Annotated in this window: 19 protein-coding genes; 14 read left to right on the top strand and 5 right to left on the bottom strand. The window is 70.6% G+C overall.

Features of this window, described 5'->3' with window-relative positions; translation table 11 throughout:
* Window positions 1–20 precede the first annotated feature (20 nt).
* From CP973_RS34335 to CP973_RS34315, 5 genes are all read left to right on the top strand, one after another.
* Window positions 21–1,727 carry an APC family permease gene (locus CP973_RS34335; RefSeq protein WP_150247801.1) on the top strand — a complete coding sequence of 569 codons (1,707 nt, stop codon included), beginning with the start codon at window positions 21–23 and terminating at the stop codon, window positions 1,725–1,727.
* Window positions 1,728–2,094: 367 nt separating this feature from the next.
* Window positions 2,095–2,274 carry an SPOR domain-containing protein gene (locus CP973_RS34330; protein ID WP_150247799.1) on the top strand — a complete coding sequence of 60 codons (180 nt, stop codon included), beginning with the start codon at window positions 2,095–2,097 and terminating at the stop codon, window positions 2,272–2,274.
* 39 nt (window positions 2,275–2,313) lie between these two features.
* Window positions 2,314–2,730 carry a (deoxy)nucleoside triphosphate pyrophosphohydrolase gene (locus CP973_RS34325; RefSeq protein WP_208853352.1) on the top strand — a complete coding sequence of 139 codons (417 nt, stop codon included), beginning with the start codon at window positions 2,314–2,316 and terminating at the stop codon, window positions 2,728–2,730.
* A gap of 474 nt (window positions 2,731–3,204) precedes the next feature.
* Window positions 3,205–3,663 (top strand): ATP-binding protein, encoded by a 459-nt coding sequence (locus CP973_RS34320; protein ID WP_150247797.1) that lies wholly within the window; start codon window positions 3,205–3,207, stop codon window positions 3,661–3,663.
* 71 nt (window positions 3,664–3,734) lie between these two features.
* Complete coding sequence (locus tag CP973_RS34315) at window positions 3,735–6,797, top strand: SpoIIE family protein phosphatase (protein ID WP_150247795.1); 3,063 nt, start codon at window positions 3,735–3,737, stop codon at window positions 6,795–6,797.
* A gap of 99 nt (window positions 6,798–6,896) precedes the next feature.
* Here CP973_RS34315 and CP973_RS34310 read toward each other — a convergent pair whose 3' ends face one another.
* From CP973_RS34310 to CP973_RS34295, 4 genes are all read right to left on the bottom strand, one after another.
* Window positions 6,897–7,685, bottom strand: a complete 789-nt coding sequence (locus tag CP973_RS34310) for a succinate dehydrogenase/fumarate reductase iron-sulfur subunit (protein WP_150247793.1) — start codon at window positions 7,683–7,685, stop codon at window positions 6,897–6,899.
* Window positions 7,682–9,703 carry a fumarate reductase/succinate dehydrogenase flavoprotein subunit gene (locus tag CP973_RS34305; RefSeq protein ID WP_150247791.1) on the bottom strand — a complete coding sequence of 674 codons (2,022 nt, stop codon included), beginning with the start codon at window positions 9,701–9,703 and terminating at the stop codon, window positions 7,682–7,684. Before CP973_RS34305 ends, CP973_RS34310 begins: the two co-directional genes overlap by 4 nt.
* Before the next feature lie 15 nt (window positions 9,704–9,718).
* On the bottom strand, window positions 9,719–10,579 hold the full coding sequence (locus CP973_RS34300; protein ID WP_150247789.1) for a hypothetical protein: 861 nt from the start codon (window positions 10,577–10,579) through the stop codon (window positions 9,719–9,721).
* A gap of 84 nt (window positions 10,580–10,663) precedes the next feature.
* Entirely contained in the window at window positions 10,664–10,981 is a 318-nt protein-coding gene (locus CP973_RS34295) for a hypothetical protein (protein ID WP_150247787.1), read from the bottom strand.
* A gap of 504 nt (window positions 10,982–11,485) precedes the next feature.
* On the opposite strand from CP973_RS34295, the gene CP973_RS34290 reads away from it, so the two are divergent.
* The 7 genes from CP973_RS34290 (at window position 11,486) to CP973_RS34260 (ending at window position 22,305) form a co-directional block, all read left to right on the top strand.
* Window positions 11,486–13,879 (top strand): ABC transporter family substrate-binding protein, encoded by a 2,394-nt coding sequence (locus tag CP973_RS34290; RefSeq protein WP_150247785.1) that lies wholly within the window; start codon window positions 11,486–11,488, stop codon window positions 13,877–13,879.
* A 359-nt stretch (window positions 13,880–14,238) separates the two neighbouring features.
* Window positions 14,239–16,143 carry a translational GTPase TypA gene (gene typA / locus CP973_RS34285; protein WP_150247783.1) on the top strand — a complete coding sequence of 635 codons (1,905 nt, stop codon included), beginning with the start codon at window positions 14,239–14,241 and terminating at the stop codon, window positions 16,141–16,143.
* Window positions 16,144–16,617: 474 nt separating this feature from the next.
* Window positions 16,618–18,246 (top strand): peptide ABC transporter substrate-binding protein, encoded by a 1,629-nt coding sequence (locus tag CP973_RS34280; RefSeq protein ID WP_150247781.1) that lies wholly within the window; start codon window positions 16,618–16,620, stop codon window positions 18,244–18,246.
* A 122-nt stretch (window positions 18,247–18,368) separates the two neighbouring features.
* Complete coding sequence (locus CP973_RS34275; protein ID WP_150247779.1) at window positions 18,369–19,292, top strand: ABC transporter permease; 924 nt, start codon at window positions 18,369–18,371, stop codon at window positions 19,290–19,292.
* Complete coding sequence (locus CP973_RS34270) at window positions 19,285–20,211, top strand: ABC transporter permease (RefSeq protein WP_150247777.1); 927 nt, start codon at window positions 19,285–19,287, stop codon at window positions 20,209–20,211. The genes CP973_RS34275 and CP973_RS34270 overlap by 8 nt, the downstream gene beginning before the upstream one ends.
* 11 nt (window positions 20,212–20,222) lie before the next feature.
* The gene (locus CP973_RS34265) at window positions 20,223–21,260 is read left to right on the top strand and encodes an ABC transporter ATP-binding protein (RefSeq protein WP_150247775.1); all 1,038 of its coding nucleotides are present in this window, start codon (window positions 20,223–20,225) and stop codon (window positions 21,258–21,260) included.
* Window positions 21,253–22,305, top strand: coding sequence for an ABC transporter ATP-binding protein (locus CP973_RS34260; RefSeq protein ID WP_150247773.1), 1,053 nt, complete (start codon window positions 21,253–21,255; stop codon window positions 22,303–22,305). Before CP973_RS34265 ends, CP973_RS34260 begins: the two co-directional genes overlap by 8 nt.
* A gap of 195 nt (window positions 22,306–22,500) precedes the next feature.
* Here CP973_RS34260 and CP973_RS34255 read toward each other — a convergent pair whose 3' ends face one another.
* Window positions 22,501–22,920 carry an ATP-binding protein gene (locus CP973_RS34255; RefSeq protein WP_150247770.1) on the bottom strand — a complete coding sequence of 140 codons (420 nt, stop codon included), beginning with the start codon at window positions 22,918–22,920 and terminating at the stop codon, window positions 22,501–22,503.
* A 134-nt stretch (window positions 22,921–23,054) separates the two neighbouring features.
* Here CP973_RS34255 and CP973_RS34250 point away from each other — a divergent pair, with 134 nt between their 5' ends.
* Together CP973_RS34250 and CP973_RS34245 are read left to right on the top strand one after the other, a co-directional pair.
* The gene (locus CP973_RS34250; RefSeq protein WP_150247768.1) at window positions 23,055–23,918 is read left to right on the top strand and encodes a helix-turn-helix domain-containing protein; all 864 of its coding nucleotides are present in this window, start codon (window positions 23,055–23,057) and stop codon (window positions 23,916–23,918) included.
* A gap of 10 nt (window positions 23,919–23,928) precedes the next feature.
* Window positions 23,929–24,129, top strand: coding sequence for a DUF397 domain-containing protein (locus CP973_RS34245; RefSeq protein ID WP_150247766.1), 201 nt, complete (start codon window positions 23,929–23,931; stop codon window positions 24,127–24,129).
* Window positions 24,130–24,139: the final 10 nt, after the last annotated feature.

Genomic DNA, 24,139 nt, shown 5'->3' with positions numbered 1-24,139 from the left:
AGATCAGGAGACCAAGCACGTTGAGCACGACGCAGACCCAGAGCGCGGAGCAGGGCTCCCACTCGAATTACCGACGGTCCCTCGGGACCATTGCCCTGACCGCCACGGGTCTTGGGTCGATCATCGGTTCCGGCTGGCTCTTCGGGGCCGAGCGGGCCGCTGCCATCGCCGGTCCCGCCGCCATCCTCGCGTGGGTCATCGGCGCGGCCGTTGCGCTCACGATCGCCCTCACCTACACCGAGCTGGGCTCGATGTTCCCGAAGGCGGGCGGCATGGTCCGCTACGGCCAGTACTCGCACGGCTCGCTGGCCGGCTACCTCGCCGCCTGGGCCAACTGGATCGCGATCGTCTCGGTCATACCCGGGGAGGCGACCGCCTCCGTCCAGTACATGAGCTCCTGGGACTTCGAGTGGACCAAGGCGCTCTACGACGGCAAGGAGCTGACCGGCACCGGTGTCGCCCTGGCCAGCGTCCTGCTGATCTTCTACTTCTTCCTGAACTGGTTCGCGATCTCCCTCTTCGCGAAGACCAACACCGCGATCACGATCTTCAAGGTCGTGGTGCCGGTGCTGACCGCCAGCGCGCTGATGCTGGCGCACTTCGACACCGCCAACATCAAGGAGCACGGCGGTTTCACGCCGAACGGCTGGAGCGCGGTCTTCTCGGCCGTCGCCCTCTCCGGCATCGTCTGGGCCTACAACGGCTTCCAGTCGCCGCTGAACATGGCCGGCGAGGCGCGTAACCCGGGCAAGTCGCTGCCCAAGGCCGTCGTCTACTCGATCATCATCGCGCTCGTCATCTACGTGGCGCTCCAGGTCGCCTTCCTGATGGCCGTCCCCGGCGGCAAGCTGGAGTCCGCCGGCGGCTGGGCGCACCTCGGCTACAACTCGCCGCTCGCCGACCTCGCCATCGCCTGGGGCCTGAACTGGCTGGCGCTGCTGCTGTACGCGGACGCCTTCGTCTCCCCGTCCGGCACGGGCATGATCTACGCCGCGACCACCTCGCGGATGATCCACGGCGTGCAGGAGAACGGCCACCTGCCGAAGATCTTCGGCCGGGTCGACAAGAAGACCGGTGTGCCGCGTCCGGCGCTGGTCCTCAACCTGTTCATCGCCTTCCTGTTCCTCGCGGTCTTCCGCGGCTGGGGCTCGCTCGCCGAGATCGTCTCGGTGGCCACCGTCATCTCGTACATCACCGGCCCCGTCGCGGTGATGTCGCTGCGCCGGCTCGCGCCCGACATCAAGCGGCCGGTGAAGCTGAAGATCATGCCGGTCATCGCGCCCATCGCGATGGTCTTCGGCTCGCTCGTCCTGTACTGGGGCCGCTGGCCGCTCACCGGCAAGGTCATCCTGATCATGGCGGTCGGTCTGCCGGTCTGGGCCTGGTACGAGCTGCGCAAGCCGTGGGCCGAGCTGAAGCCGCACCTGAAGGCGGGCGCCTGGATGGTGGCGTACCTGCTGGTCATGGCGTGCGTCTCGTACATGGGCGGCGAGGAGTTCGGCGGCAAGGGCTACCTGCCGGCGGGCTGGGACATCCTCGTGGTCGCGGTGATCGGCCTCCTCTTCTACGTCTGGGGCGTCCGCAGCTCCTGGCGCAACCCGACGCTGGTCCAGGCCGAGGCGGAGTCGCTGGCGGCGGCCGAGGCCGAGGCGGCCGGGGAGCCGGGCGCGGACGGTGCGAAGACCGACGCCAAGCCGGACGCCAAGTGCGAGGCGGGGACCGCCTGACAGGGCCTTTTGCCGGGCCTTTTGCAAGGGTGTTCGCAGAGCCGTTCGCAGGGCTGCGCGGTGTGACCGCAGGGCAACCCCTCGCGGCCCTGGTGAAGTGAAATCGACGGGCGCCGTCGGTGGCAGGAGCCGCCGGCGGCGCCTGTTCGTGTGAGGGCGGACCGTTCGCGTACGGACCCGGGAGCGGCCGGACGCACTACAGGCGCCTCTCGTGCACGGCCTGATGGCCGGTTCGGTATCTCTTTGTGCAAAGCCGTATCCGGTGCGTAAAGGTCGGGCGTAGGCTCGGGCATATGCGGTATGCGGTTTCGGCATCAGATCGGGAGGGGCGCGCGACGGCGCGCCGGACGGCGGACGGAGGGGCGCGATGACCGACAGTGGCGCGGTGCTGCCCTGGCTCGTCATTCGTCAGGACGAGGGCGGCAACCGCTATCGCGTCGGCCGCTACGCCACCCGCGCGGAAGCGGAGCAGGTGGCCGACCGGCTCGACACCCGCAGCCACGGGCGGCTGTACGTCGTGGAGCGGGTGGACCACGCCGCCACCTGACGTGCGGGGACGGTGGCAGGGGGACGTAGGCTGCCGCGCATGACGGACGTACGTGTGGTGGTGGGCGCGGCGGTGCTCGACGGCGGCAGGCTGCTGGCCGCGCGGCGCAGCGCCCCGGCCGCGCTGGCCGGGCGCTGGGAGCTGCCCGGCGGCAAGGTGGAGCCCGGCGAGACGCCAGAGGAGGCGCTGACGCGCGAACTGCGCGAGGAGCTGGGGATCGAGGCCGAACCGGTGGAGCGCATCCCGGGGGAGTGGGCGCTGCGTCCCGGGCTCGTCCTGTGGGTGTGGACGGCCCGGCTGGTGTCCGGCGAGCCCCGCGCCCTCCAGGACCATGACGCGCTGCGCTGGCTGGCGCCGGACCAGGAGCACGAGGTCGACTGGCTCGACCAGGACCGCCCGGCGGTCGCGGAGGCGATGCGGCGCTTGAGCGGAAGCGCTTACGCGGCCGAGGCGTGAGCGGGGACGCATGCCCGTCCGGTGCCTGAGCGCAAGCGCTTACGCGGCCGGGGCGTGAGCGGGAACGCGTACGCATTCGGCGCCTGAGCGGGGACGCCTACGTATCCGGCGCCTGAGCGGGGACTCGTACGCGCCCGAGATCCGGAAGCGTGCCGCACCCGCACCCGCACCCGCACCCCGCCCGCCCCCAGCCGCCTCCTGCCCTCTCCTCGCCCATACGGGCCGATCATCGGACCGGAGCGGTTCCCTCGTACGGGGCCGCCACCGAGGCCGTCTCCGGGGCCGGCGGCACGAGGTGGCGCCTCGGAGTACCCCCGCGCCGTACGGGGCGTACGGGGCGAGCCCCCGTCCGCCTCAATACGCCGTTTGTGCCACAGTGCGCTATTGAGGGCGATATTGCAGCCCTGATACCGGGTATGTGCTGTTTACCCCCTCACCACGGACGATCCGGAGGGTGTTCGCACGGGCTGGGAAGTGATCGGCGTGAGCGACAGCGCAGCGGCAGGGGCCCCCGAGTCCGCGTCCTACGCGCCCCGGCGCGGTGTGATCTCCGGTTCCCCCATCGCCGAGTGGAGTTTCCCGGCCGAGCCCGGCTCCGTGCGCACCGCCCGCGCCGTGGTCCGCGAGACACTCCGGGAGTGGGGGCTGGAATCCGCCGCCGACCTGGCCGTGCTGCTCGTCAGTGAGCTGGTGACCAACTCCCTGCGCTACGCCAGCGGGCCCATCGGGGTGCGCATGGTCCTCAAGAGCGGGGGCGATCTCCTGGTCGAGGTGTCCGATCCGGTGCCCGACCCGCCCCAGGAGCGCGCCGCGGCCCCCGAGGACGAGGGGGGCCGGGGGCTGCAACTGGTGGCGTGCACGTCGCGGCGTTGGGGCACCCGGCACGGCAGGACGGGCAAAACAGTGTGGTTCGAGCTGTCTGTGGCGGGTTAGGAGTCTGGTGGCGGCCTGATCGTTGCCGTTTCATTGACATTCTGTGGACGGCCTGCGATCGAGACTGTGCTGTGATCGTGAAGACCGTGTTCCGGATGGCCGCGGTGCTGGATACTCGGCTCGTCCGGTCCGGGCACGATGAGCTGGAGGGGACGGGGCTCGTGAGCGAGAAGTCATCTGGCGGGGCAGGACCCGCGCAGCCGGCCGGGCCGGGCGGTACGGCGGGCCCGGCGCGGCCGGAGCGGCCTTCCGGGGCCGAGGGCCCGGAAGGCCCGCCGATATGGCAGAGCAGCCCGCCCGGTTCCATCTACGACTACATCCGCGTCGCGTCCTTCTCGCTCGGCCCCGACGGCCGCATCGACCGGTGGAGCGAGCGTGCCGCCGAGATGCTCGGGATCCCCGCCCGGCATGCCGTCGGCAAGGACCCGGTGTCCGCGTTCGTCCCCCATGAGCTGCACGAACAGGCCCGCCGTACGGTCTCGCAGATCCTCGACGGCCGGGAGTGGACCGGCCTGGTCCCGTACCGCACGCGCGAGACGGCGACGCAGACGGGGACGGGGACGGGGACGGAGACAGGCGAGGATGCCGGGGAGCAGGGGTGCCCGCGGCTCGCCGAGATCTACGTGATGCCGTCCGAGACCGCGGACGGTGAGCGTGCCGCGGTCTGTCTGGTGGTCGACGTCCGCGCGCTGCGCGGCATCGAGACCGATATAGCCGCTTCTCAGGCCGTTTTCGGCCAATCTCCCATGGGCTTCGTGCTCTTCGACACGGACCTGCGGATCCGGCGCGTCAACGAGCGGTTCGCGACCGTCTTCGGCGGTCCCGCGGCCAAGTACCGCGGCGGCGGGCCGCACGACTTCCTGCCGCGTTCCGAGGCGGACCGGCTCCAGGCGGCGCTGCGGCGGGTGCTGGAGACCGGCGATCCGGTCGCGGAGATGCAGCTGGTCGGTACGGTCCCGCCGGCGACGCCCGCCCCCTCTTCACCGGCCCCCACGGTCTCCGCCTCCACTCCCTCCGCCTCCGGCCCCACTCCCTCCGGCCCCACTCCCTCTCTCCCCACCGCTTCCATCCCCGCCCCCGCCGCCCCGGAGCGCCCCGCCCCCGCCACCCCGGAGCCTCCCGCCTCCATCCCCGCCCCCGCCCCCGCCCCCGCGCCCCCGACCGCCGCCGAAGCCGACCGCCGCCGCTGGTCCGTCTCCCTGTACCGGCTGCACGGCGCCAGCGGCCGCCCCATCGGCGTCGCCGCCCTCGCCGCCGATGTGACGGGCCGGCGGCGGGCCGAGCGGGAGGCCGCCAGCGCCCGCCGCAACCTGGCCCTGCTCAACGAGGCCGGCGCCCGTATCGGCAACTCCCTGGACCTGGAGACCACCGCCCGCACGCTGCTGGACGTGGCCGTACCGCAGTTCTGCGACCTGGCCTCCGTGGATCTCTACCAGGGGCTGCTGGCCGGTGACGAGGCGCCGCCGGGGATGGCCGACGGCAGCGCCGAGCTGCGCCGGGTCGCCTTCGCCAGCGCCGTCTCCGACGCGCCGCTGGCCACCACGACCAGCGGTGTCCCGGAGGGCGAGGGCGAGGACGGCCCGGTCGCGGTCGGCGCCGTCCACCGCTACCCGTTCAACTCCCCGTGCGCGGGCGCACTCCGTACGGCCCAGGCGCAGATCATCCCGGGCCGGGAGGGCGAGGAGCGGGCCGAGCTGGGCTCGGTGGTGCACTCGACGCTCGCGGTGCCGATGGTCGCCCGGGACACGGTGGTCGGGCTGGTGCAGTTCTCCCGTACGAAGGGCAGCGAGTCGTTCGGCGAACGGGACACCGCCCTGGCCGTCGAACTGGCCGCGCGCGCCGCGGTCTGCATCGACAACGCCCGGCTGTACCGCCGGGAGCACGAGCGCGCGCTGATCCTCCAGCGCAGTCTGCTGCCCCCCGGCGACCCCGAGGCGGCCGGTCTGGACATCGCCTGCCGCTATCTGCCGGGCACCACCGCCACCGAGGTCGGCGGCGACTGGTTCGACGTCATCGAGCTGCCCGGCCACCGGACTGCGCTGGTCGTCGGCGATGTGATGGGCCGCGGGCTGCGGGCCGCCGTCGCGATGGGGGAACTGCGTACTGCCGTACGCACCCTGGCGCTGCTCGACATGGAACCGGCCGAGGTGCTCTCCGCCCTCGACGAGATCGCACGCGGGCTCGGGGCCACCGGCGGCGGCGCACGTACGACCGCGCGCGCCCCCCGCAGCCGTACCGCGGCCTCCGCCGAAGCGTCCGCGGACTGCTCCGCCGAGACGCCCCGGCCGGGCCCCGGCACCGCCGACCTGTCCGAGGTCTACCTCGCCACCTGCGTCTACGCCGTGTACGACCCGGTCACCCGGCGCTGTACGTTCGCCAACGCCGGGCATCTGCCGCCCATCCTGGTCGAGGAGGGCGAGGACGCGCTGCTGCTGGACGTGCCGCCCGGCATGCCGCTCGGCGTCGGCGGCGAGCCGTTCGAGGAGACCGAGGTCGAACTGCCCGACGGCGCGCTGCTCGCCCTGTACACGGACGGCCTGGTCGAATCCCGCGAGCATCCGCTGGACGAGGGCCTGAACGCCTTCCGTACGGCCCTGTCGGAGACCGGGCGCCCGCTGGAGGACGTCTGCGACCACGTGCTGAACGCGCTGGACACCCGGCACGGCGAGGACGACATCGCCCTGCTGATGGCGCGGGTGCACGGCCTGCCCAAGGACTCCGTCGGCGACTGGAACCTCGCCCCCGAGGCCCGCTCGGTCTCCCGCGCCCGTGAGCTGGCCCGTGACCAGCTCACGGACTGGGGCCTGGAGGCCCTGGTGGACACCACGGAGCTGCTCGTCAGCGAGCTGGTCACCAACGCCCTGCGGCACGGCCACGGCGAGATCAGGCTGCGGCTGCTGCTGGACCGCACGCTGGTGTGCGAGGTCTGGGACGCGGACCTGGCACAGCCCCGCCGCCGCCGGGCCCGGGACACCGACGAGGGCGGGCGGGGCCTGCAACTCGTCGGCCTCCTCAGCGCCGGGTGGGGCAGCCGCCGTACGCCCCGCGGCAAGACCGTCTGGTTCGAGCTGGCGCTGCCCGACGGCGAAACCGCCGTCCCCGATCCGGCGGACGCCCTGCTGAGCCTGTTCTGAGCGGGCCCGTATCCGTACGGGGCCCGGGCGCCCTCAGGTCCGTACGGGGCCCGGGCAGCACTCCGTACGGTCCCGGACCTCGGTCCGTACGGCCCGACCTCAGTCCGTACGGTTCCGCCGCCGGATCTTGCTGCCCAGCCAGACCAGCGGGTCGTACTTGCGGTCGACCGACCGTTCCTTCAGGGGGATCAGGGCGTTGTCGGTGATCCGGATGTGCTCCGGGCAGACCTCGGTGCAGCACTTGGTGATGTTGCAGTGGCCGAGGCCGTGGTTCTCCTGGGCCGTGCGCTTGCGGTCGAGGCCGGTCTCGGGGGCGGCGTCCAGGGGGTGCATGTCGAGTTCGGCGATGCGCATCAGGAAGCGCGGCCCCGCGAAGGCGGTCTTGTTCTCCTCGTGGTCGCGTACGACGTGGCAGGTGTCCTGGCACAGGAAGCACTCGATGCACTTGCGGAACTCCTGCGACCGGCCGACGTCCTCCTGCCGCATGCGGTACTCGCCGGGCGCCAGGCCGGGTGGCGGGACGAAGCTGGGGATCTCGCGGGCCTTGGCGTAGTTGAAGGAGACGTCCGTGACCAGGTCGCGGACGACCGGGAAGGTACGCATCGGGGTGACGGTGACCGTCTCGTCGCGCTCGAAGACCGACATCCGGGTCATGCACATCAGCTTCGGCCGACCGTTGATCTCCGCGCTGCACGAGCCGCACTTGCCCGCCTTGCAGTTCCAGCGCACGGCCAGGTCGGGTGCCTGGGTGGCCTGGAGCCGGTGGATGATGTCGAGGACCACCTCGCCGTCGTTGACCTCGACGCGGAAGTCCTCCAGGCCGCCGCCGTCCGCGTCGCCCCGCCAGATCCTGAAGTGCGCCTTGTAGGCGTCGGACTGCGCGCTCACCGGCTCGTCTCCTCGTCGTCCGTCGTTCCGGCGGCCGGCACCCCCGGCCCGGGAGGCGCCGCCTCGGCCGTCCCCGCGGCCGCCGCCGTCAGTTCCGCTTCCGCCAGGTACTTCGCCAGCTCGTCCCGCTCGAACAGCTCCAGCAGGTCGGGCCGGATCGGCGGGGTCCGGCGGCGGGTGAGGCGGATCTGCCCGGTGGCCGGGTCCTGCGGCGGGGAGTCCGGGCCGCCGTCGGCCAGTTCGCAGACCAGGTTGACCCGGCGCCAGCGCCGGTCCATCTCCGGGTAGTCGTCCCGGGTGTGCCCGCCGCGGGACTCCGTACGCTCCAGCGCCGCACGCGCCACGCACTCGCTGACCAGCAGCATGTTGCGCAGGTCGATGGCCAGGTGCCAGCCGGGGTTGTACTGCCGGTGGCCCTCGACCCCGGCCCGCCGGGCCCGTACCCGCAGGTCGGCGAGGCGTTCCAGGGCCTCTTCCATCTCGCCCTGCTTGCGGATGATGCCCACCAGGTCGTTCATCGACTGCTGGAGTTCCTGGTGGAGGGTGTACGGGTTCTCGGCCGGGCGGCCGGCGTGGTCCGCGTCCGGCCCCTCGGCGCTGAACGGCCGCAGCGCCTCCGCCTCGGCCGCGTCGAGCTGGAGCGGGTCGGCGGTGGGCCGTACGGACTGCGAGCGCGCGTACTCGGCCGCGTACAGGCCCGCCCGGCGGCCGAAGACCAGCAGGTCGGACAGGGAGTTGCCGCCGAGCCGGTTGGAGCCGTGCATGCCGCCGGCCACCTCGCCGGCGGCGAACAGGCCCGGGACGCCGGTGGCCGCCGCGGTGTCCGGATCGACCTCCACGCCGCCCATCACGTAGTGGCAGGTCGGCCCGACCTCCATCGCCTCGGCGGTGATGTCCACGTCCGCCAGCTCCTTGAACTGGTGGTGCATGGACGGCAGCCGCCGCCGGATCACCTCGGCCGGCATCCGGGTGGACACGTCCAGGAAGACACCGCCGTGCGGGGAGCCGCGGCCCGCCTTGACCTCGGCGTTGATGGCCCGCGCGACCTCGTCGCGGGGGAGCAGCTCGGGCGGGCGGCGGTTGTGGTCCGGGTCGTCGTACCAGCGGTCGCCCTCGGCCTCGGACTGCGCGTACTTCTCCTTGAATACGTCCGGGATGTAGTCGAACATGAAGCGCTTGCCGTCGCTGTTGCGCAGCACCCCGCCGTCGCCGCGGACCGACTCGGTGACGAGGATGCCCTTGACGGACGGCGGCCAGACCATGCCCGTCGGGTGGAACTGGACGAACTCCATGTTGATCAGCGGCGCCCCGGCGAGCAGCGCGAGCGCGTGCCCGTCACCGGTGTACTCCCAGGAGTTGGAGGTCACCTTGAAGGACTTGCCGATGCCACCGGTGGCCAGCACCACGGACGGCGCCTGGAGGACGAAGAAGCGGCCGGACTCCCGCTCGTAGCAGAAGGTGCCCGCGACCCGGTCGCCGTCCTTCAGGACGCGGGTGACGGTGCACTCCTGGAAGACCTTCAACCGGGCGTCATGGGCGCCGAGCTCCCGTTCGTCCTCCTGCTGGAGGGAGACGATCTTCTGCTGGAGGGTACGGATCAGCTCCAGGCCCGTACGGTCGCCGACGTGCGCCAGGCGCGGGTATTCGTGGCCGCCGAAGTTGCGCTGCGAGATCCGCCCGTCCGGGGTGCGGTCGAACAGGGCGCCCCAGGTCTCCAGCTCCCAGACCCGCTGCGGCGCCTCGCGGGCGTGCAGCTCCGCCATCCGCCAGTGGTTGAGGAACTTGCCGCCGCGCATGGTGTCGCGGAAGTGGACCCGCCAGTTGTCGCCCTCGTTGACGTTGCCCATGCTGGCCGCGATGCCGCCCTCGGCCATGACCGTGTGCGCCTTGCCGAACAGCGACTTGCAGATCACCGCCGTCCGCATGCCCTGCTCCCGGGCCTCGATGGCGGCGCGCAGCCCGGCCCCGCCCGCGCCCACCACGACGACGTCCCACTCCTGCCGGTCCAGCTGCGTCATCACCAGGCACCCTTCCTAGAAGAACCGCGGGTCGTCGAAGACCCCGGTGGCGAGCAGGAAGACATAGAAGTCGGCGGCGGCCACGCTGATCAGCGAGGCCCAGGCGAGCGCCGCGTGCCGTGCGTTGAGCTTGCCGACCCAGCCCCACAGGCGGTAGCGCACCGGGTGTTTGGAGAAGTGCCGCAGCCGGCCGCCGACGATGTGCCGGCAGGAGTGGCAGGAGAGCGTGTACGCCCAGATCAGCACGATGTTGACGAGGAAGACCAGGGTGCCCAGGCCCATGTGGCCCCACTCGTAGTCCGCGTTGCGGAAGGTGAGCACCGTGTCGTAGGTGAGGATGCCCGCCACGATCACCGCGAAGTAGAAGAAGTAGCGGTGGATGTTCTGGAGGATCAGCGGGAAGCGGGTCTCGCCGGTGTACTTCTTGTGCGGCTCGGCGACCGCGCAGGCGGGCGGCGAGGCCCAGAAGCCGCGGTAGTACGCCTTGCGGTAGTAGTAGCAGGTCAGCCGGAAGCCCAGCGGGAAGATCAGGATCAGCAGCGCGGGGGACAGGCCCCACCAGCTGCCGAACACCTCCCAGTTCGGGCCGCCGCGCATCGGGTGGCAGTTCTCCGCCAGGCACGGCGAGTAGAACGGCGAGACGTAGGGCGCGGCGTAGTAGTCCGCGTTCGCGAACGCCCGCCACGTCGAGTAGACGACGAAGGCGAACAGTCCCGCCGCGGTCGTGGCGGGGTACAGCCACCAGCGGTCGGTGCGCAGGTGGCGGGCGGGAATCGCGGCGCGCGAAGGGGCGTGCACTCCGGCGCTGTACGGGCCGGACGCGCCGTTCGCGCCGCGTGCGTCGGTATGCGGTTGGGGTTCGGTGCCAGTGGCCAACGTCGGTCTCCGTGGACGGCTGTCTGGGGTGGGACGGGTGGCGCTCAGCGGCGGTACGGCTCAGCGGCGGTACGGGGGCGTGCCCTACGGCGTCCGGCGGCCGAGGGAACCGAGCCCCTCGTCCTCCGCGCCGGCCCACAGGGCGGTGTCATACGGCGTGTCCGGGATGATCACGATCTCGGGGCCCGGTACGGGGGCGGGCCCGGCGCCCGCGGGCCGCTCGCGGGCCGGTCCGGCGGCGCCCTCCCGCAGCAGTCGCAGGCTTTCGCGCAAATGATCCGTGTCGCTGCGCACGCGGCGTATGTCCAGGCCGCCGCCGACCTGTTGCTCCAGTCGTCCGACCGACCGTTCCAGATCGTCCAAGTTGCGCTGAACAGCCGTCAGGTCGTCCTGAAGTGACATGACTTGCCTCACCTCCGCGGGTGTGGTCGGCACCGTTCCGCGCGGCCCCGGGCGCCGGCCCGGGTGCAGCGGCGTGCGCCTGCGAGTGTCGCGCGTCACAGTCGCGATTGGGAAGGGATCTGCCGCGATTGCGGAACCGGACCGGCGTGTTTCGGCAGGTGTGCGCCGTCGTGCCGTACCGCGGGACGTGCGTTTGTACGGCGGCGTGTACGCCCGCGGGCGCCGGCCCGTACGCTCTCCCCTCGCGCGGCCCGTACGGCCGGGGCCGGACGGTCTCGCGTACGAGGTCGCGCGCGCACCGGGACCGCCGCCGGAGCGCGCGCGGTTGGGCCGGGCGGGTGGCCTTCCCGGCCGTGGCCGACGTGTCGCCCGCGCGCACCGGGGCCGGTCGCCTTCAGTGGTGGAGCCATAGGTGTGATGAGCCGCAAAGTCGGCCGAACGTGATCCGTGGCCCCGCGGCCCGCCGCGGTGGCCCGGCGCGGGCGAGCCCCGGAGGTAACCGTGATGACCCACCCCGTCAGGCCAGGCGGCGCGGCCTGCCGCAGGCGCCGCCGCGCCGCGCTCCTCGCCGCGGGAGTGCTGCTGCCGCTGCCGGTGCTGACCGGCTGCGGCGGGGGCGACGACACCGGGGAAGCCGCCCCCGGCACCCAGGACATCGCCGCCGCGGCCCGCGACCGGGTGCGCCAGGGCGGCACGCTGCGCTGGGCGGTGGACGCCATGCCCGGCACCCTGAACGCCTTCCAGGCGCGCGCGGACGCCGCCACGCGGCGCGTCACCGACGCCGTACTGCCCCGGCTGTTCACCCTGGACCAGCGCGGCCGCCCGCAGCGCAACCCGGACTACCTGGCCGCCGCCGACGTCACCGACCGCGAGCCCCGCCAGACCGTCGTCTACAAGATCAACCCGAAGGCCCGGTGGAGCGACGGACGCGCCGTCGGCCCGGAGGACTTCGCCGCCCAGTGGAACGCGCTGCGTGGCAAGGACAACGCGTACTGGAGCGCGCGCAACGCCGGGTACGACCGGATCGAGAAGGTCGAGCGGGGCGGCAGCGCGCGCGAGGTCAAGGTCACCTTCGCCAAGCCGTACGCGGACTGGAAGTCGCTGTTCACGCCGCTGTACCCGAAGAGCGTGATGGGCGACGCGCGCGCCTTCAACGACAGCGCGCGCGAACAGCTGAAGGAGACGGCCGGGCCGTTCGCGGTGCAAGGCCGTGACGAGCAGGCGGGCACCCTCACCCTCGCCCGCGACCCGAAGTGGTGGGGCGCGCCCGCCAAGCTGGACAAGGTGGTGCTGACGGCGGTGCCGCGCGACAGGCGGGCCGCCGCGCTGGCCGCCGGGACGCTCGACCTGGCCGAGGTGGACCCGGAGGACGCCCGCAAGATCACCGCGGCGGGGCGGCCGGCGCCGTCCGGGGCGGCGGGGACCGGGTCCCGGAAGGGCGGATCGCCGGGCGCCGGGGCGCCCGACGCCGGTTCACCCGGTGTCGGCTCGGGCTCGCCGGGCGCCGGGGCGCCCGACGGTGCCTCGCAAGCCGGGCGCGCGGAGGGCGCGGGGGATGACGCCGAGCGCTCCCCGGCCCCCGGTGGCGACGACGTACCGCCGCGCCGCGCGGCCACCGCCGAGCAGCAGGCGCTGCGCGGCTACACCGTCCGCAAGGCCCTCGAACCCGCCTACACACAGCTCGCCCTCAACGGCAGCGTCGATCCGCTCAACGACGACCGGGTGCGCCGCGCGGTGGCCCGCGCCATCGACCGGCAGAAGCTGGCCGACAGTGTGCTCAAGCCGCTCGGCCTGCCGAACCGCCCGCTCGGCAGCCACCTGCTGATGGCGGGCCAGCCCGGCTACGCGGACCACAGCGACGCCCTCGGTGGACCGGACACCGGGGCCGCGCGGGCGATGCTGGCGGACGCGGGCTGGCGCGCGCCGGGCGGTACGGCCCAGCCGCAGAAGCCGGACAAGAAGGTGGACGCCGGCCACGACGACGAGAAGGGCGGCGACGTGGTCCGGGTCTCCGTACCGACGACGCCGCTGTCCTCGGCCGGTGTGCGGTCCGCCGACCTCCAGCGGTCCACGCTGCTGCGGCAGAGCGCCGTCTTCTACAAGACCGCCGCCGCCGACCGGCGCACCACCGCGGAGGGCGACACGGCCACCGCCGCGTACGCGGACTACCGGCGCTACGAGATGCTGGCGGCCAACGCGCTGAGCGCCGCCGAGATGATCGAGGTGGCCCCCGCGCCCGGCGGCGTACGGACGCCCGACGGACCGGACGGGGCGGGCCGGGCGGCGGACGGCAAGCCGGTCGGCGCGGACGCCCTGGCGCTCGCCGGCCCGGCCGACCCCGCCGCGGGCGGCCCGGCCGCGGCCGTGAAGAAGGACGGCAAGCCGCTCGCCCTGCGCTTCGTGCTGCCGGACGGGCCCGGCTCCGAGCGGCTGCGCACCGTCGCCGACCGGATCTCCGGGATGCTCGCCCGGATCGGGGTGCAGACCGTCGTCCAGAAGGTGCCGGACAAGAGCTACTTCGAGGACCACATCGCCGCCGGCGACTTCGACCTGGCGCTCTACACCTGGCCCGGCTCCGCCTACCCGGCCACCGACGGCCGTCCGATCTACGCCAAGCCGCAGCCAGCCGCCGACGGCAGCCTGACCGTCGAACAGAACTACACCCGGGTCGGCACCGACCACATCGACCAGCTCTTCGACCAAGCGGCGGCCGAACTGGACGAGGACGCGTCCCGCGAACTGGTCGAGCGCGCCGACGCCCGGATCTGGGCGGCGGCCGGCTCGGTGCCGCTCTACCAGCGCCCCGAGGTGGTCGCCGCGAAGAAGAACCTGGTCAACGCGGGAGCCTTCGGCTTCTCGACGCCGCGCTACCAGGACATCGGCTACAAGAAGAGCTGACGGCGGGCTACGAGTGACAGGGCGGGACGGCCGCCCCGGGTGATCGTCCGGGGCGTACGTCCCGCCGCCGTACGTCCCGCCGCCGTACGTCCCCCCCCCCCGCCGCACGGACCCGTGGCGTACGGTGACGCCCACCCGTCACGCGTCCGGCCGGGCGGGGAACGGCAGGTGCCCAACCCGTGCGGGATGCCCGTTCGGATTTGCATCGCCGCAGGTCAGGGCCGGTCCGAGCGACCTGGGGCGGCCGACGCCGCGCCAGCCACGTACCATGGGGTGAGGCCGTGGCGTCTTCATGCCCGGCAGGCACACGTACCGGACCGTACGTGCCGCCATCCACGATCCGGGAGAAGCGCCGCAGTATGCCCACGCGCCACGACATTCGTAACGTCGCCATCGTCGCCCACGTCGACCACGGCAAGACGACCCTCGTCGACGCCATGCTCAAGCAGGCCGGCTCGTTCGCCGCGCACGCCGCGGAGAACCTCGACGAGCGCATGATGGACTCGAACGACCTGGAGCGTGAGAAAGGCATCACGATCCTCGCCAAGAACACGGCGGTGAAGTACCACCCCAAGGACGGCGGGGACCCGATCACCATCAACATCATCGACACCCCCGGCCACGCCGACTTCGGCGGCGAGGTCGAGCGCGGTCTGTCGATGGTGGACGCGGTCGTGCTGCTGGTGGATGCCTCCGAGGGCCCGCTGCCGCAGACCCGCTTCGTGCTGCGCAAGGCGCTGGCCGCGAAGATGCCGGTCATCCTGTGCATCAACAAGACCGACCGCCCGGACTCGCGCATCGCCGAGGTCGTCGACGAGACCTACGACCTGTTCCTGGACCTGGACGCGGACGAGGACCAGATCGAGTTCCCGATCGTCTACGCCTGCGCCCGTGACGGCGTCGCCTCGCTGACCAAGCCCGAGGACGGCACCGTCCCGCAGGACAGCGACAACCTGGAGCCGTTCTTCTCCACGCTGCTGGAGACCGTCCCGGCCCCCGAGTACGACGAGTCGGCCCCCCTCCAGGCGCACGTCACCAACCTGGACGCGGACAACTTCCTCGGCCGTATCGCGCTGCTCCGTGTCGAGCAGGGCGAGCTGCGCAAGGGCCAGACCGTGGCGTGGATGAAGCGCGACGGGTCCGTGCAGAACGTCCGCATCACCGAGCTGATGATGACCGAGGCGCTGACCCGCAAGCCGGCCGAGGTGGCGGGCCCCGGTGACATCTGCGCCGTCGCCGGCATCCCCGACATCATGATCGGCGAGACGCTGGCCGACCCGGAGAACCCGGTCGCGCTGCCGCTGATCACGGTCGACGAGCCGGCGATCTCGATGACCATCGGCACCAACACCTCCCCGCTGGTCGGCCGCGGCGGCACCGGCAAGGGCGCGGACGCCAAGGCCGCGGTCAAGGACCGCAAGGTCACCGCCCGCCAGGTCAAGGACCGCCTGGACCGCGAGCTGATCGGCAACGTCTCGCTGCGCGTGCTGGACACCGAGCGCCCGGACGCCTGGGAGGTGCAGGGCCGCGGTGAGCTGGCGCTGGCCATCCTGGTCGAGCAGATGCGCCGTGAGGGCTTCGAGATGACCATCGGCAAGCCGCAGGTGGTCACCAAGGAGGTCGACGGCAAGGTCTACGAGCCGGTCGAGCGCATGACGATCGACGTGCCCGAGGAGCACATGGGCGCCGTCACCCAGCTCATGGGCGTGCGCAAGGGCCGGATGGACAACATGTCCAACCACGGCTCGGGCTGGGTCCGCATGGAGTTCGTGGTGCCGTCGCGCGGTCTGATCGGCTTCCGTACGGAGTTCCTGACCAACACCCGCGGTACGGGCATCGCGCACTCCATCCACGAGGGCCACGAGCCCTGGTTCGGCACCCTGACCACCCGTAACAACGGTTCGCTGGTCGCCGACCGGGCCGGCGCGGTCACCGCCTTCGCGATGACCAACCTCCAGGAGCGCGGCGTGCTGTTCACCGAGCCGGGCACCGAGGTGTACGAGGGCATGATCGTCGGCGAGAACTCCCGCTCCGACGACATGGACGTGAACATCACCAAGGAGAAGAAGCTCACGAACATGCGCTCCTCCACGGCCGACGTCACGGAGTCGATCGTCCCGCCGCGCAAGCTCTCGCTGGAGCAGTCGCTGGAGTTCTGCCGCGACGACGAGTGCGTCGAGGTCACCCCGGAGGCGGTCCGCATCCGCAAGGTCGTCCTGGACGCCCGTGAGCGCGCGCGGACGGCGTCGCGCGCGAAGCGCTGATCCGTCACGCCGGGTAACCTCCGGCGTACGAGCGGCGATTACGCTCCGAGAGCGCCCCACCGGATTCACCGTCCGGTGGGGCGCTTTCCGTTTCCCGTTCTGGCGCGGCCGATATCGCAATTGATCGCAATGAGTCAACAAGATTTGGGTTGCGATCCGGCCATGGTGAGTCCGAATTGCGGACGAAGATCGCGACGTGGTGCACCGACAGTCCGTTTCGTTACCGTCTGGATGGTTTGTTTTGTCCGGATTCCGAACTTCCGGAAACCGGATGTGACCAAACCGAGACCCCTTACACGTGGTTTATGGGGCGAAGGTGACTGAGACTGGGGGGCATTGAGCTCGGGTCAATGGGTCACGCGCTGTGGGGAGCGCCGACTCACGAGCAGCAGGGGCTGGTCGCTGGCTGTCAGGGGTGTCAGCTGCGGGCAGCTCCTTTCCATGAAGTGAATGGACTCATGAGGAGGCAGTCCCATGCGCGGTGCCAAGAGCGCCACCTGGATCGCAGGGGCGATAGCCATCGCCCTGTCGGCGACGGCATGCGGTGGAAGCAGCGGTAGTTCGGGTGCCGAGGCCGGCTTCGTCCGGGCCAACTGGGGAGACCCGCAGAACCCGCTGGAGCCCGCGAACACCAACGAGGTGCTCGGCGGCAAGGTGCTGGACCAGATCTTCATGAATCTGAAGGAGTACGACCCGAAGACCGGCGAGGCGAAGAACGCCGCCGCCGAGTCGATCGAGACCTCCGACGCCCAGAACTTCACCATCAAGCTGAAGAAGGGCCTGAAGTTCTCCAACGGCGAGCCGCTCACGGCCAAGTCGTTCGTGGACGCCTGGAACTACGCGGCGCTGGCCACCAACAAGCAGAAGAACGCCTACTTCTTCTCCGACATCGAGGGCTACGACAAGACCTCCCCGGAGGAGGGCAAGCCGACCGCCCAGACGCTGTCGGGCCTGAAGGTCGTGGACGACACCACCTTCACCGTCAAGCTCAGCAAGAAGTTCGGCACCTGGCCGGTCCGCCTGGGCTACAAGGCGTTCTCGCCGCTGCCCAAGATGTTCTTCGACAAGCACGAGGAATACCTGAAGAAGCCGGTCGGCAACGGCCCGTACGCCGTGGACTCGTACGAGCGGGGCAAGCTGATGAAGCTCGTCCCGAACAAGTACTACACCGGTGACCACAAGCCGCAGAACAAGGGCGTACTGCTCCAGGTCTTCACCGACTCCAACGCCGCGTACGCCGCCCTCCAGGCCGGCAACCTCGATGTCAACGACGACATCCCGGCGGAGCAGATCAAGAACGCCAAGAACGACCTCAAGGGCAACTACCACACCCAGCCCGCGGGTCTCTACCAGGCCGTCACCTTCCCGTTCTACAAGCCCGAGTGGAACAAGCCGGGCATGGAGAAGGTCCGCAAGGGCATCTCCATGGCGATCGACCGCAAGAGCATCACGGAGAAGATCTACAACGGCACCCGTACACCGATGGTCGACCTCACCTCTCCGGTGCTCGGCGAGGCCAACGGTTACGACAAGAACCTCTGCGGTGACGTCTGCACCTACAACCCGACCGAGGCCAAGAAGCTCATCGAAGAGGGCGGCGGCATCCCCGGCGGCAAGCTGACCATCAGCTACAACGCCGACAAGGACTCCCACAAGCAGTGGGCGGACGCGGCCTGCAACAGCATCAACAAGGTCCTCGGCGACGACAAGGCCTGCGTGGGCAACCCGGTCGGCACCTTCGGTGACTTCCGCAACCAGATCACCAAGGGCGAGATGAACGGGCCGTTCCGCGCCGGCTGGCAGATGGACTACCCGCACATCGAGAACTTCCTGACCCCGCTGTACAAGACCGGGTCCAGCTCCAACGACGGCAAGTGGAGCAACAAGGAATTCGACAAGCTGATGGACGAGGCCGCCGCCGAGACGGACATCAAGAAGGCCACCGACATCTACAAGCAGGCCGAGAAGATCGTCATCCAGGACGCGGTGAACATCCCGCTCTTCTACCAGAACGGCACCGTCGGCTGGTCGGACAAGGTCTCCGACGTCACGCTCAACCCCTTCAGCGTCCCTGTCTTCAGCGACATCAAGGTCAAGGGCTGATCCGACGCAGCCGCCCCTGAGCGGGGCGCGAAGAACATAACCGCTTACGGCGGCAGGGGACAGTCGGTACCCGTCGAGAACGGGTCCGGCTGTTCCCGCGTCGGCGCTTTCCTGGAGGACACATGGGGCGCTACGTCATACGACGACTGCTCCAGATGGTGCCCGTCTTCATCGGCACCACTTTCCTGATCTTCGTCATGGTCTACGCGATCGGCGACCCCGTCGCCGCCATGTTCGGAGACCGGACACCGGACCCGGCCACCGCCGCGGCGATCCGGGAGTCCCTGCACCTCAACGACCCGTTGTGGAGCCAGTACCTGCAATACATGGCCGGGATCTTCCAGGGCGACTTCGGTACGTCCTTCAACGGCACCCCGGTCGTGGAACTGATGGGCAACGCCTTCCCGAACACCATCAAGCTGACGCTGGTGGCGTTCGCCATCGAGCTGGTGGTCGGCCTGACCCTCGGCGTCATCGCGGGCCTGCGCCGAGGCCGGATCGTGGACACCGGCGTGCTGGTCTTCACGCTGCTGGTGATCTCGGTCCCGACGTTCGTCACCGGCTACGTGCTGCAGTACTTCATCGGCGTGAAGCTCGGCTGGGCCGCCCCGGCGGTCTCCATCGACGTCACCTTCGACCAGCTGCTGCTGCCCGGCATCGTGCTGGCGGGCGTCTCGCTGGCGTACGTGTCCCGGCTCACCCGAACCTCGATCGCGGAGAACCTGCGCTCGGACTACATCCGCACCGCGACGGCCAAGGGCCTGCCGCGCCGCCGGGTGGTCACCGTCCACCTGATGCGCAACTCGCTGATCCCCGTCGTCACCTTCCTCGGCACCGACATCGGCGGCCTGATGGCCGGCGCCGTCGTCACCGAGCGGATCTTCAACATCCAGGGCGTCGGCTACCAGCTCTACCAGGGCATCCTGCGGCAGAACTCACCGACCGTGGTGGGCTTCGTGACCATCCTCGTGGTCGTCTTCCTCGCCGCCAACCTGCTCGTCGACCTGCTTTACGCGGTCCTGGACCCGAGGATCCGTTATGCCTGACACCGAGACCTCCGTGCACACCCAGGCACCCGTGGACGCGGCCGATGTCGTCGGCGTGGAGCTGAAGGCGGACAAGCCCCGCAGCCTGTGGGGCGACGCCTGGCGCGACCTGCGGCGCAACCCCATCTTCTACATCTCCGCGGTGCTGATCCTCTTCCTGGTCGTCATCTCGATCTGGCCGAGCCTGCTGACCAGCACCAGCCCGTACGCCTGCGACATCACCAAGTCCAAGCAGGGCCCGGCCGACGGCCACCCCTTCGGCTTCAACACCCAGGGCTGCGACGTCTACGCCCGCACCGTCTACGGCGCCCGGGCCTCGGTCGTCGTCGGTGTGTGCACCACCCTGCTCGCCGCCGTGTTCGGCTGCCTGATGGGCGGCCTGGCCGGCTTCTTCGGCGGCTGGTGGGACTCGATCCTCTCCCGGATCGGCGACATCTTCTTCGGCATCCCGATCCTGCTCGGCGGCATCGTCTTCCTGTCCGTCATCAAGGGCGGCTCGATCTTCACCGTCGTGCTGCTGATGGCGATCCTGGGCTGGCCGCAGATCGCCCGTATCGCCCGCGGCTCGGTGATCACCGCCAAGCAGCAGGACTACGTGCAGGCGGCGCGCGCCCTGGGCGCGAGCACCTCGCGGATGCTGCTGCGGCACATCACGCCCAACGCGCTGGCGCCCGTCATCGTCGTGGCGACCATCGCGCTCGGTACGTATGTCTCCCTGGAGGCGACGCTGTCGTTCCTGGGCGTCGGCCTGAAGCCGCCGACGGTCTCCTGGGGCATCGACATCTCCACCGCCGCCACGGATGTGCGCAACGCGCCGCACATGCTGCTCTGGCCGGCGGGCGCCCTCAGCATCACGGTGCTGGCGTTCATCATGCTCGGCGACGCGGTGCGCGACGCCCTCGACCCCAAGCTGCGCTGAGGGAGGCGTACGTGACCACCATCTCCAAACCCGCGGACGTTCCCACGCAGCGGGACCGGGACAAGAGCGAGGGCACCCTCCTCGAAGTCCGCGACCTGCACGTGGAATTCCACACCCGGGACGGCGTCGTCAAGGCCGTCAACGGCGTCAACTACAGTGTCGGCGCGGGCGAGACGCTGGCCGTGCTCGGTGAATCCGGGTCCGGCAAGTCCGTCACCGCGCAGGCCATCATGGGCATCCTCGACATGCCGCCGGCCAAGATCCCGCGGGGGGAGATCCTCTTCCGCGGGCAGGACATGCTGAAGATGTCCGGCGAACAGCGCCGCAAGATCCGTGGCGCCAAGATCGCCATGATCTTCCAGGACGCGCTGTCCTCCCTGAACCCGGTACTCAGCGTGGGCTACCAGCTCAGCGAGATGTTCCGGGTCCACCAGGGCCTGAGCAAGAAGGCGGCCAAGGCCAAGTCCGTCGAGCTGATGGACCGGGTGAAGATCCCGGCCGCCTCGAAGCGGGTGGACGACTACCCGCACCAGTTCTCCGGCGGTATGCGCCAGCGCATCATGATCGCGATGGCGCTGGCCCTGGAGCCGGACCTGATCATCGCGGACGAGCCCACCACCGCCCTCGACGTGACCGTTCAGGCGCAGGTCATGGATCTGCTCGCGGACCTCCAGCGCGAGTTCAACATGGGCCTGATCCTGATCACCCACGACCTGGGCGTGGTCGCGGACGTCGCCGACAAGATCGCGGTGATGTACGCGGGCCGGATCGTCGAGCACGCTCCCGTGCACGAGCTGTACAAGAGCCCCGCGCACCCGTACACCCGCGGTCTGCTCGACTCCATCCCGCGCCTGGACCAGAAGGGCCAGGAGCTGTACGCGATCAAGGGCCTGCCGCCCAACCTGCTCAACATTCCGCCGGGCTGCGCGTTCAACCCGCGCTGCCCGAAGGCGCAGGACATCTGCCGTACGGAGGTGCCGGCGCTGCACACCGTCGCCGACGCCCGCGGCAGCGCGTGCCACTTCTGGGAGGAGACGATCAATGGCTGAGCCCGAGAAGGACACGCGGCGCGAGCCCATCCTCGAAGTCCGCAACCTGGTCAAGCACTTCCCGCTGACCCAGGGCATCCTGTTCAAGAAGCAGGTCGGCGCGGTCAAGGCCGTGGACGGCATCTCCTTCGAGCTGTACCAGGGCGAGACGCTCGGCATCGTCGGCGAGTCCGGCTGCGGCAAGTCCACGGTCGCCAAGCTGCTGATGAACCTGGAGCGGGCGACCTCCGGCGAGGTCTTCTACAAGGGCCAGGACATCACCAAGCTGTCCGGGCGCGCGCTGAAGGCCGTACGGCGCAACATCCAGATGGTGTTCCAGGACCCGTACACCTCGCTCAACCCGCGGATGACGGTCGGCGACATCATCGGCGAGCCCTTCGACATCCACCCCGAGGTGGCCCCGAAGGGCGACCGGCGCCGCAAGGTGCAGGAGCTGCTGGACGTCGTCGGCCTCAACCCCGAGTACGTCAACCGCTATCCGCACCAGTTCTCCGGCGGCCAGCGCCAGCGCATCGGCATCGCCCGCGGCCTCGCGCTCAACCCGGAGATCATCATCTGCGACGAGCCGGTCTCGGCGCTGGACGTGTCCGTCCAGGCGCAGGTCATCAACCTGATGGAGAAGCTCCAGGACGAGTTCAACCTCTCCTACCTCTTCATCGCGCACGACCTGTCCATCGTCCGGCACATCTCCGACCGGGTCGGGGTGATGTACCTCGGCAAGATGGCGGAGATCGGCACGGACGAGCAGATCTACGACCACCCGACGCACCCCTACACCCAGGCGCTGCTCTCGGCCGTCCCCGTGCCGGACCCCGACGCGCGCGAGGGCCGCGAGCGCATCATCCTGACCGGCGACGTCCCGTCCCCGGCCAACCCGCCGTCCGGCTGCCGCTTCCGCACCCGCTGCTGGAAGGCCCAGGACAAGTGCGCCGAGGAACTCCCGCTGCTGGCGATCCCCGAGCGCTTCGCCGGCACGGACTCCTTGGCCGCCCATGAGTCCGCCTGCCACTTCGCGGAGGAGAAGGACGTGGTGGGCGCGGCGTAGGGCCGTCCCCCTCCTGAACACGCGGGCCTGAATACGCGGGCGCCCGGACCGGATCGGTCCGGGCGCCCGCGTGCAGGTACCCGTTCGCCATGTCCGCCTGCTGTCGGCCCCACCGTCGCCGCGCGGTCGAACACGCCGCGATTCCGCGGACCAGAGGCCGCCTGCCGCCGCACAGGACACCAGCCCCGGTGTGCCTCAGCCCCACTTCGCCACCGTCTCCTCGGGCTCCCGCTGCGCCAGCGTGAACCACACCGCTTTCCCGTTCGGATAGTCCCGCACTCCCCAGCTGTCCGCACAGGCGTCCACGATCCCCAGCCCCCGCCCGTACTCGGCGTCCACGGCCGCCTTCTGCTGCTCCGGCACGCCGGGTCCGGTGTCCCACACGGCGATGGTCAGGTCGAACGGCGAACGGTCCACGCTCACGTACGCGTCGGTTCTCCCGTACTGGTACGAGTTGGTCACCAGCTCCGAGACCATCAGCTCCGCCGTCTCGACCAGGCAGTTCAGCCCGGCCCCGGCCAGGATCTGCCGCAGCGCGGCTCTGACGACACCGACCGCCCGGGGGTCGTGCGGAATGAACAAGCCGTAGGACCAGGTCTCGCTGGGCGTGCTCATGAGGCAGCCTCCAGGTGAATGCAGTCTGTGACTGGCGACATACGTAAGGTAAGGGCGCGTGACATATACGTGCAACCAACTCACAGAAAGGGCGAGTTGGGTCATACTGCCAATGGGAGAACTGGGAGGGACGCATGGGCCTGAGGGCGAATCCCACGTACCGGCAGCGGCGTTTCGGGGCGGAGGTCCGCAGGCTGCGGGAGCGGGCCGGCCTGACCGTCAGCGAGGCCGCGGGCGTCATGGGCATGCGGCAGTCGCACGTCAGCAACGCCGAAGCCGGACGTACGTCCTTGGCCCCGGCCAGGCTGCGCGAATTGGCCCAGACCGCGAGTGGTACACGTTCTACCTACCTCGAAGCGTTGATCGACCTCGGACAGCGGTCCGGCAAAGGGTGGTGGAGCCTGTACCGGAACAGCGTCCGGGCACCCCTGCTCGACTTCGCCGAGCTGGAGGCGGGAGCCGAGTCCATCGCCTGCTACGAGCCGTTGTTCATCCCCGGCCTGTTGCAGACACGGGCGTACGCCACGGCCGTACACCGCGGCGGGTACGTGGAAGTGCCCCGCAGCACGGAGGCGGCCGCGGTGGAGTTCCGGATGGAGCGGCAACGGGTGCTGTCGGGGGAGGGGGCGCCGCGGGTGCACGCGGTCGTCCACGAGGCCGCGCTGCGCGCTTCCTTCGGGGGCCGCGAGCTCATGCGGGACCAGTTGCTGCGCCTGATCGACGCGTGTCACCAGCCGAACGTGACGCTCCAAGTACTGCCGTTCGACGGCCCGCTGCCTTTCGGGGCCGCCTTCACCGTGCTGATGCCGCCCGTGCGGGAACTGTCGACGGTGGTCGTCCCGCACGTCGGGAATTCCCTGTACCTGGGCGAAGTCGAGGCTGTCGAGCGGTACGCGCGCACCTTCGCCAGGCTGGCGGAGGCCGCGCTTCCGCCCGAGGCGCGGCGTTCGAAGGACACCGTCGGGCTCATCGAACGAATCCTGTATCCCCTGCTCTAGGAAGGTGTACATGTCCCGGTTCGAGTGGCGGAAATCCAGCTTCAGCGAGGGGCACACCGAGGCGTGTGTCGAGGTGGCGGCCGGGCCCGGCGAGGCGCGGTGGATGCGGGAGAGCGCGGAGCCCGAGACGGTGATGGGGGTGTCCGCGGCGGCGCTGGGCGGGCTGGTGCGCGTGGTGCGGGCCGGAGGGCTCGGGCGGCGGGCCGGGTGATCCACGGGCG

Origin of the sequence: Streptomyces albofaciens JCM 4342 (genome assembly GCF_008634025.1) — a bacterium.
Taxonomy (GTDB): domain Bacteria; phylum Actinomycetota; class Actinomycetes; order Streptomycetales; family Streptomycetaceae; genus Streptomyces; species Streptomyces albofaciens.
Note: the sequence above shows the minus strand (reverse complement) of the source record. Positions and strands in the feature narration are given on the sequence as shown.

What these genes read in the sequence shown, in the direction of transcription:
- CP973_RS34330 (WP_150247799.1), top strand. Translation starts at nt 2,095, where the DNA reads ATGACCGACAGTGGCGCGGTGCTGCCCTGGCTCGTCATTCGTCAGGAC.
- CP973_RS34325 (WP_208853352.1), top strand. Translation starts at nt 2,314, where the DNA reads ATGACGGACGTACGTGTGGTGGTGGGCGCGGCGGTGCTCGACGGCGGC.
- CP973_RS34305 (WP_150247791.1), bottom strand. Translation starts at nt 9,703, where the DNA reads ATGACGCAGCTGGACCGGCAGGAGTGGGACGTCGTCGTGGTGGGCGCG.
- CP973_RS34295 (WP_150247787.1), bottom strand. Translation starts at nt 10,981, where the DNA reads ATGTCACTTCAGGACGACCTGACGGCTGTTCAGCGCAACTTGGACGAT.
- CP973_RS34290 (WP_150247785.1), top strand. Translation starts at nt 11,486, where the DNA reads ATGACCCACCCCGTCAGGCCAGGCGGCGCGGCCTGCCGCAGGCGCCGC.
- typA (WP_150247783.1), top strand. Translation starts at nt 14,239, where the DNA reads ATGCCCACGCGCCACGACATTCGTAACGTCGCCATCGTCGCCCACGTC.
- CP973_RS34280 (WP_150247781.1), top strand. Translation starts at nt 16,618, where the DNA reads ATGCGCGGTGCCAAGAGCGCCACCTGGATCGCAGGGGCGATAGCCATC.
- CP973_RS34275 (WP_150247779.1), top strand. Translation starts at nt 18,369, where the DNA reads ATGGGGCGCTACGTCATACGACGACTGCTCCAGATGGTGCCCGTCTTC.
- CP973_RS34270 (WP_150247777.1), top strand. Translation starts at nt 19,285, where the DNA reads ATGCCTGACACCGAGACCTCCGTGCACACCCAGGCACCCGTGGACGCG.
- CP973_RS34260 (WP_150247773.1), top strand. Translation starts at nt 21,253, where the DNA reads ATGGCTGAGCCCGAGAAGGACACGCGGCGCGAGCCCATCCTCGAAGTC.
- CP973_RS34255 (WP_150247770.1), bottom strand. Translation starts at nt 22,920, where the DNA reads ATGAGCACGCCCAGCGAGACCTGGTCCTACGGCTTGTTCATTCCGCAC.
- CP973_RS34250 (WP_150247768.1), top strand. Translation starts at nt 23,055, where the DNA reads ATGGGCCTGAGGGCGAATCCCACGTACCGGCAGCGGCGTTTCGGGGCG.
- CP973_RS34245 (WP_150247766.1), top strand. Translation starts at nt 23,929, where the DNA reads ATGTCCCGGTTCGAGTGGCGGAAATCCAGCTTCAGCGAGGGGCACACC.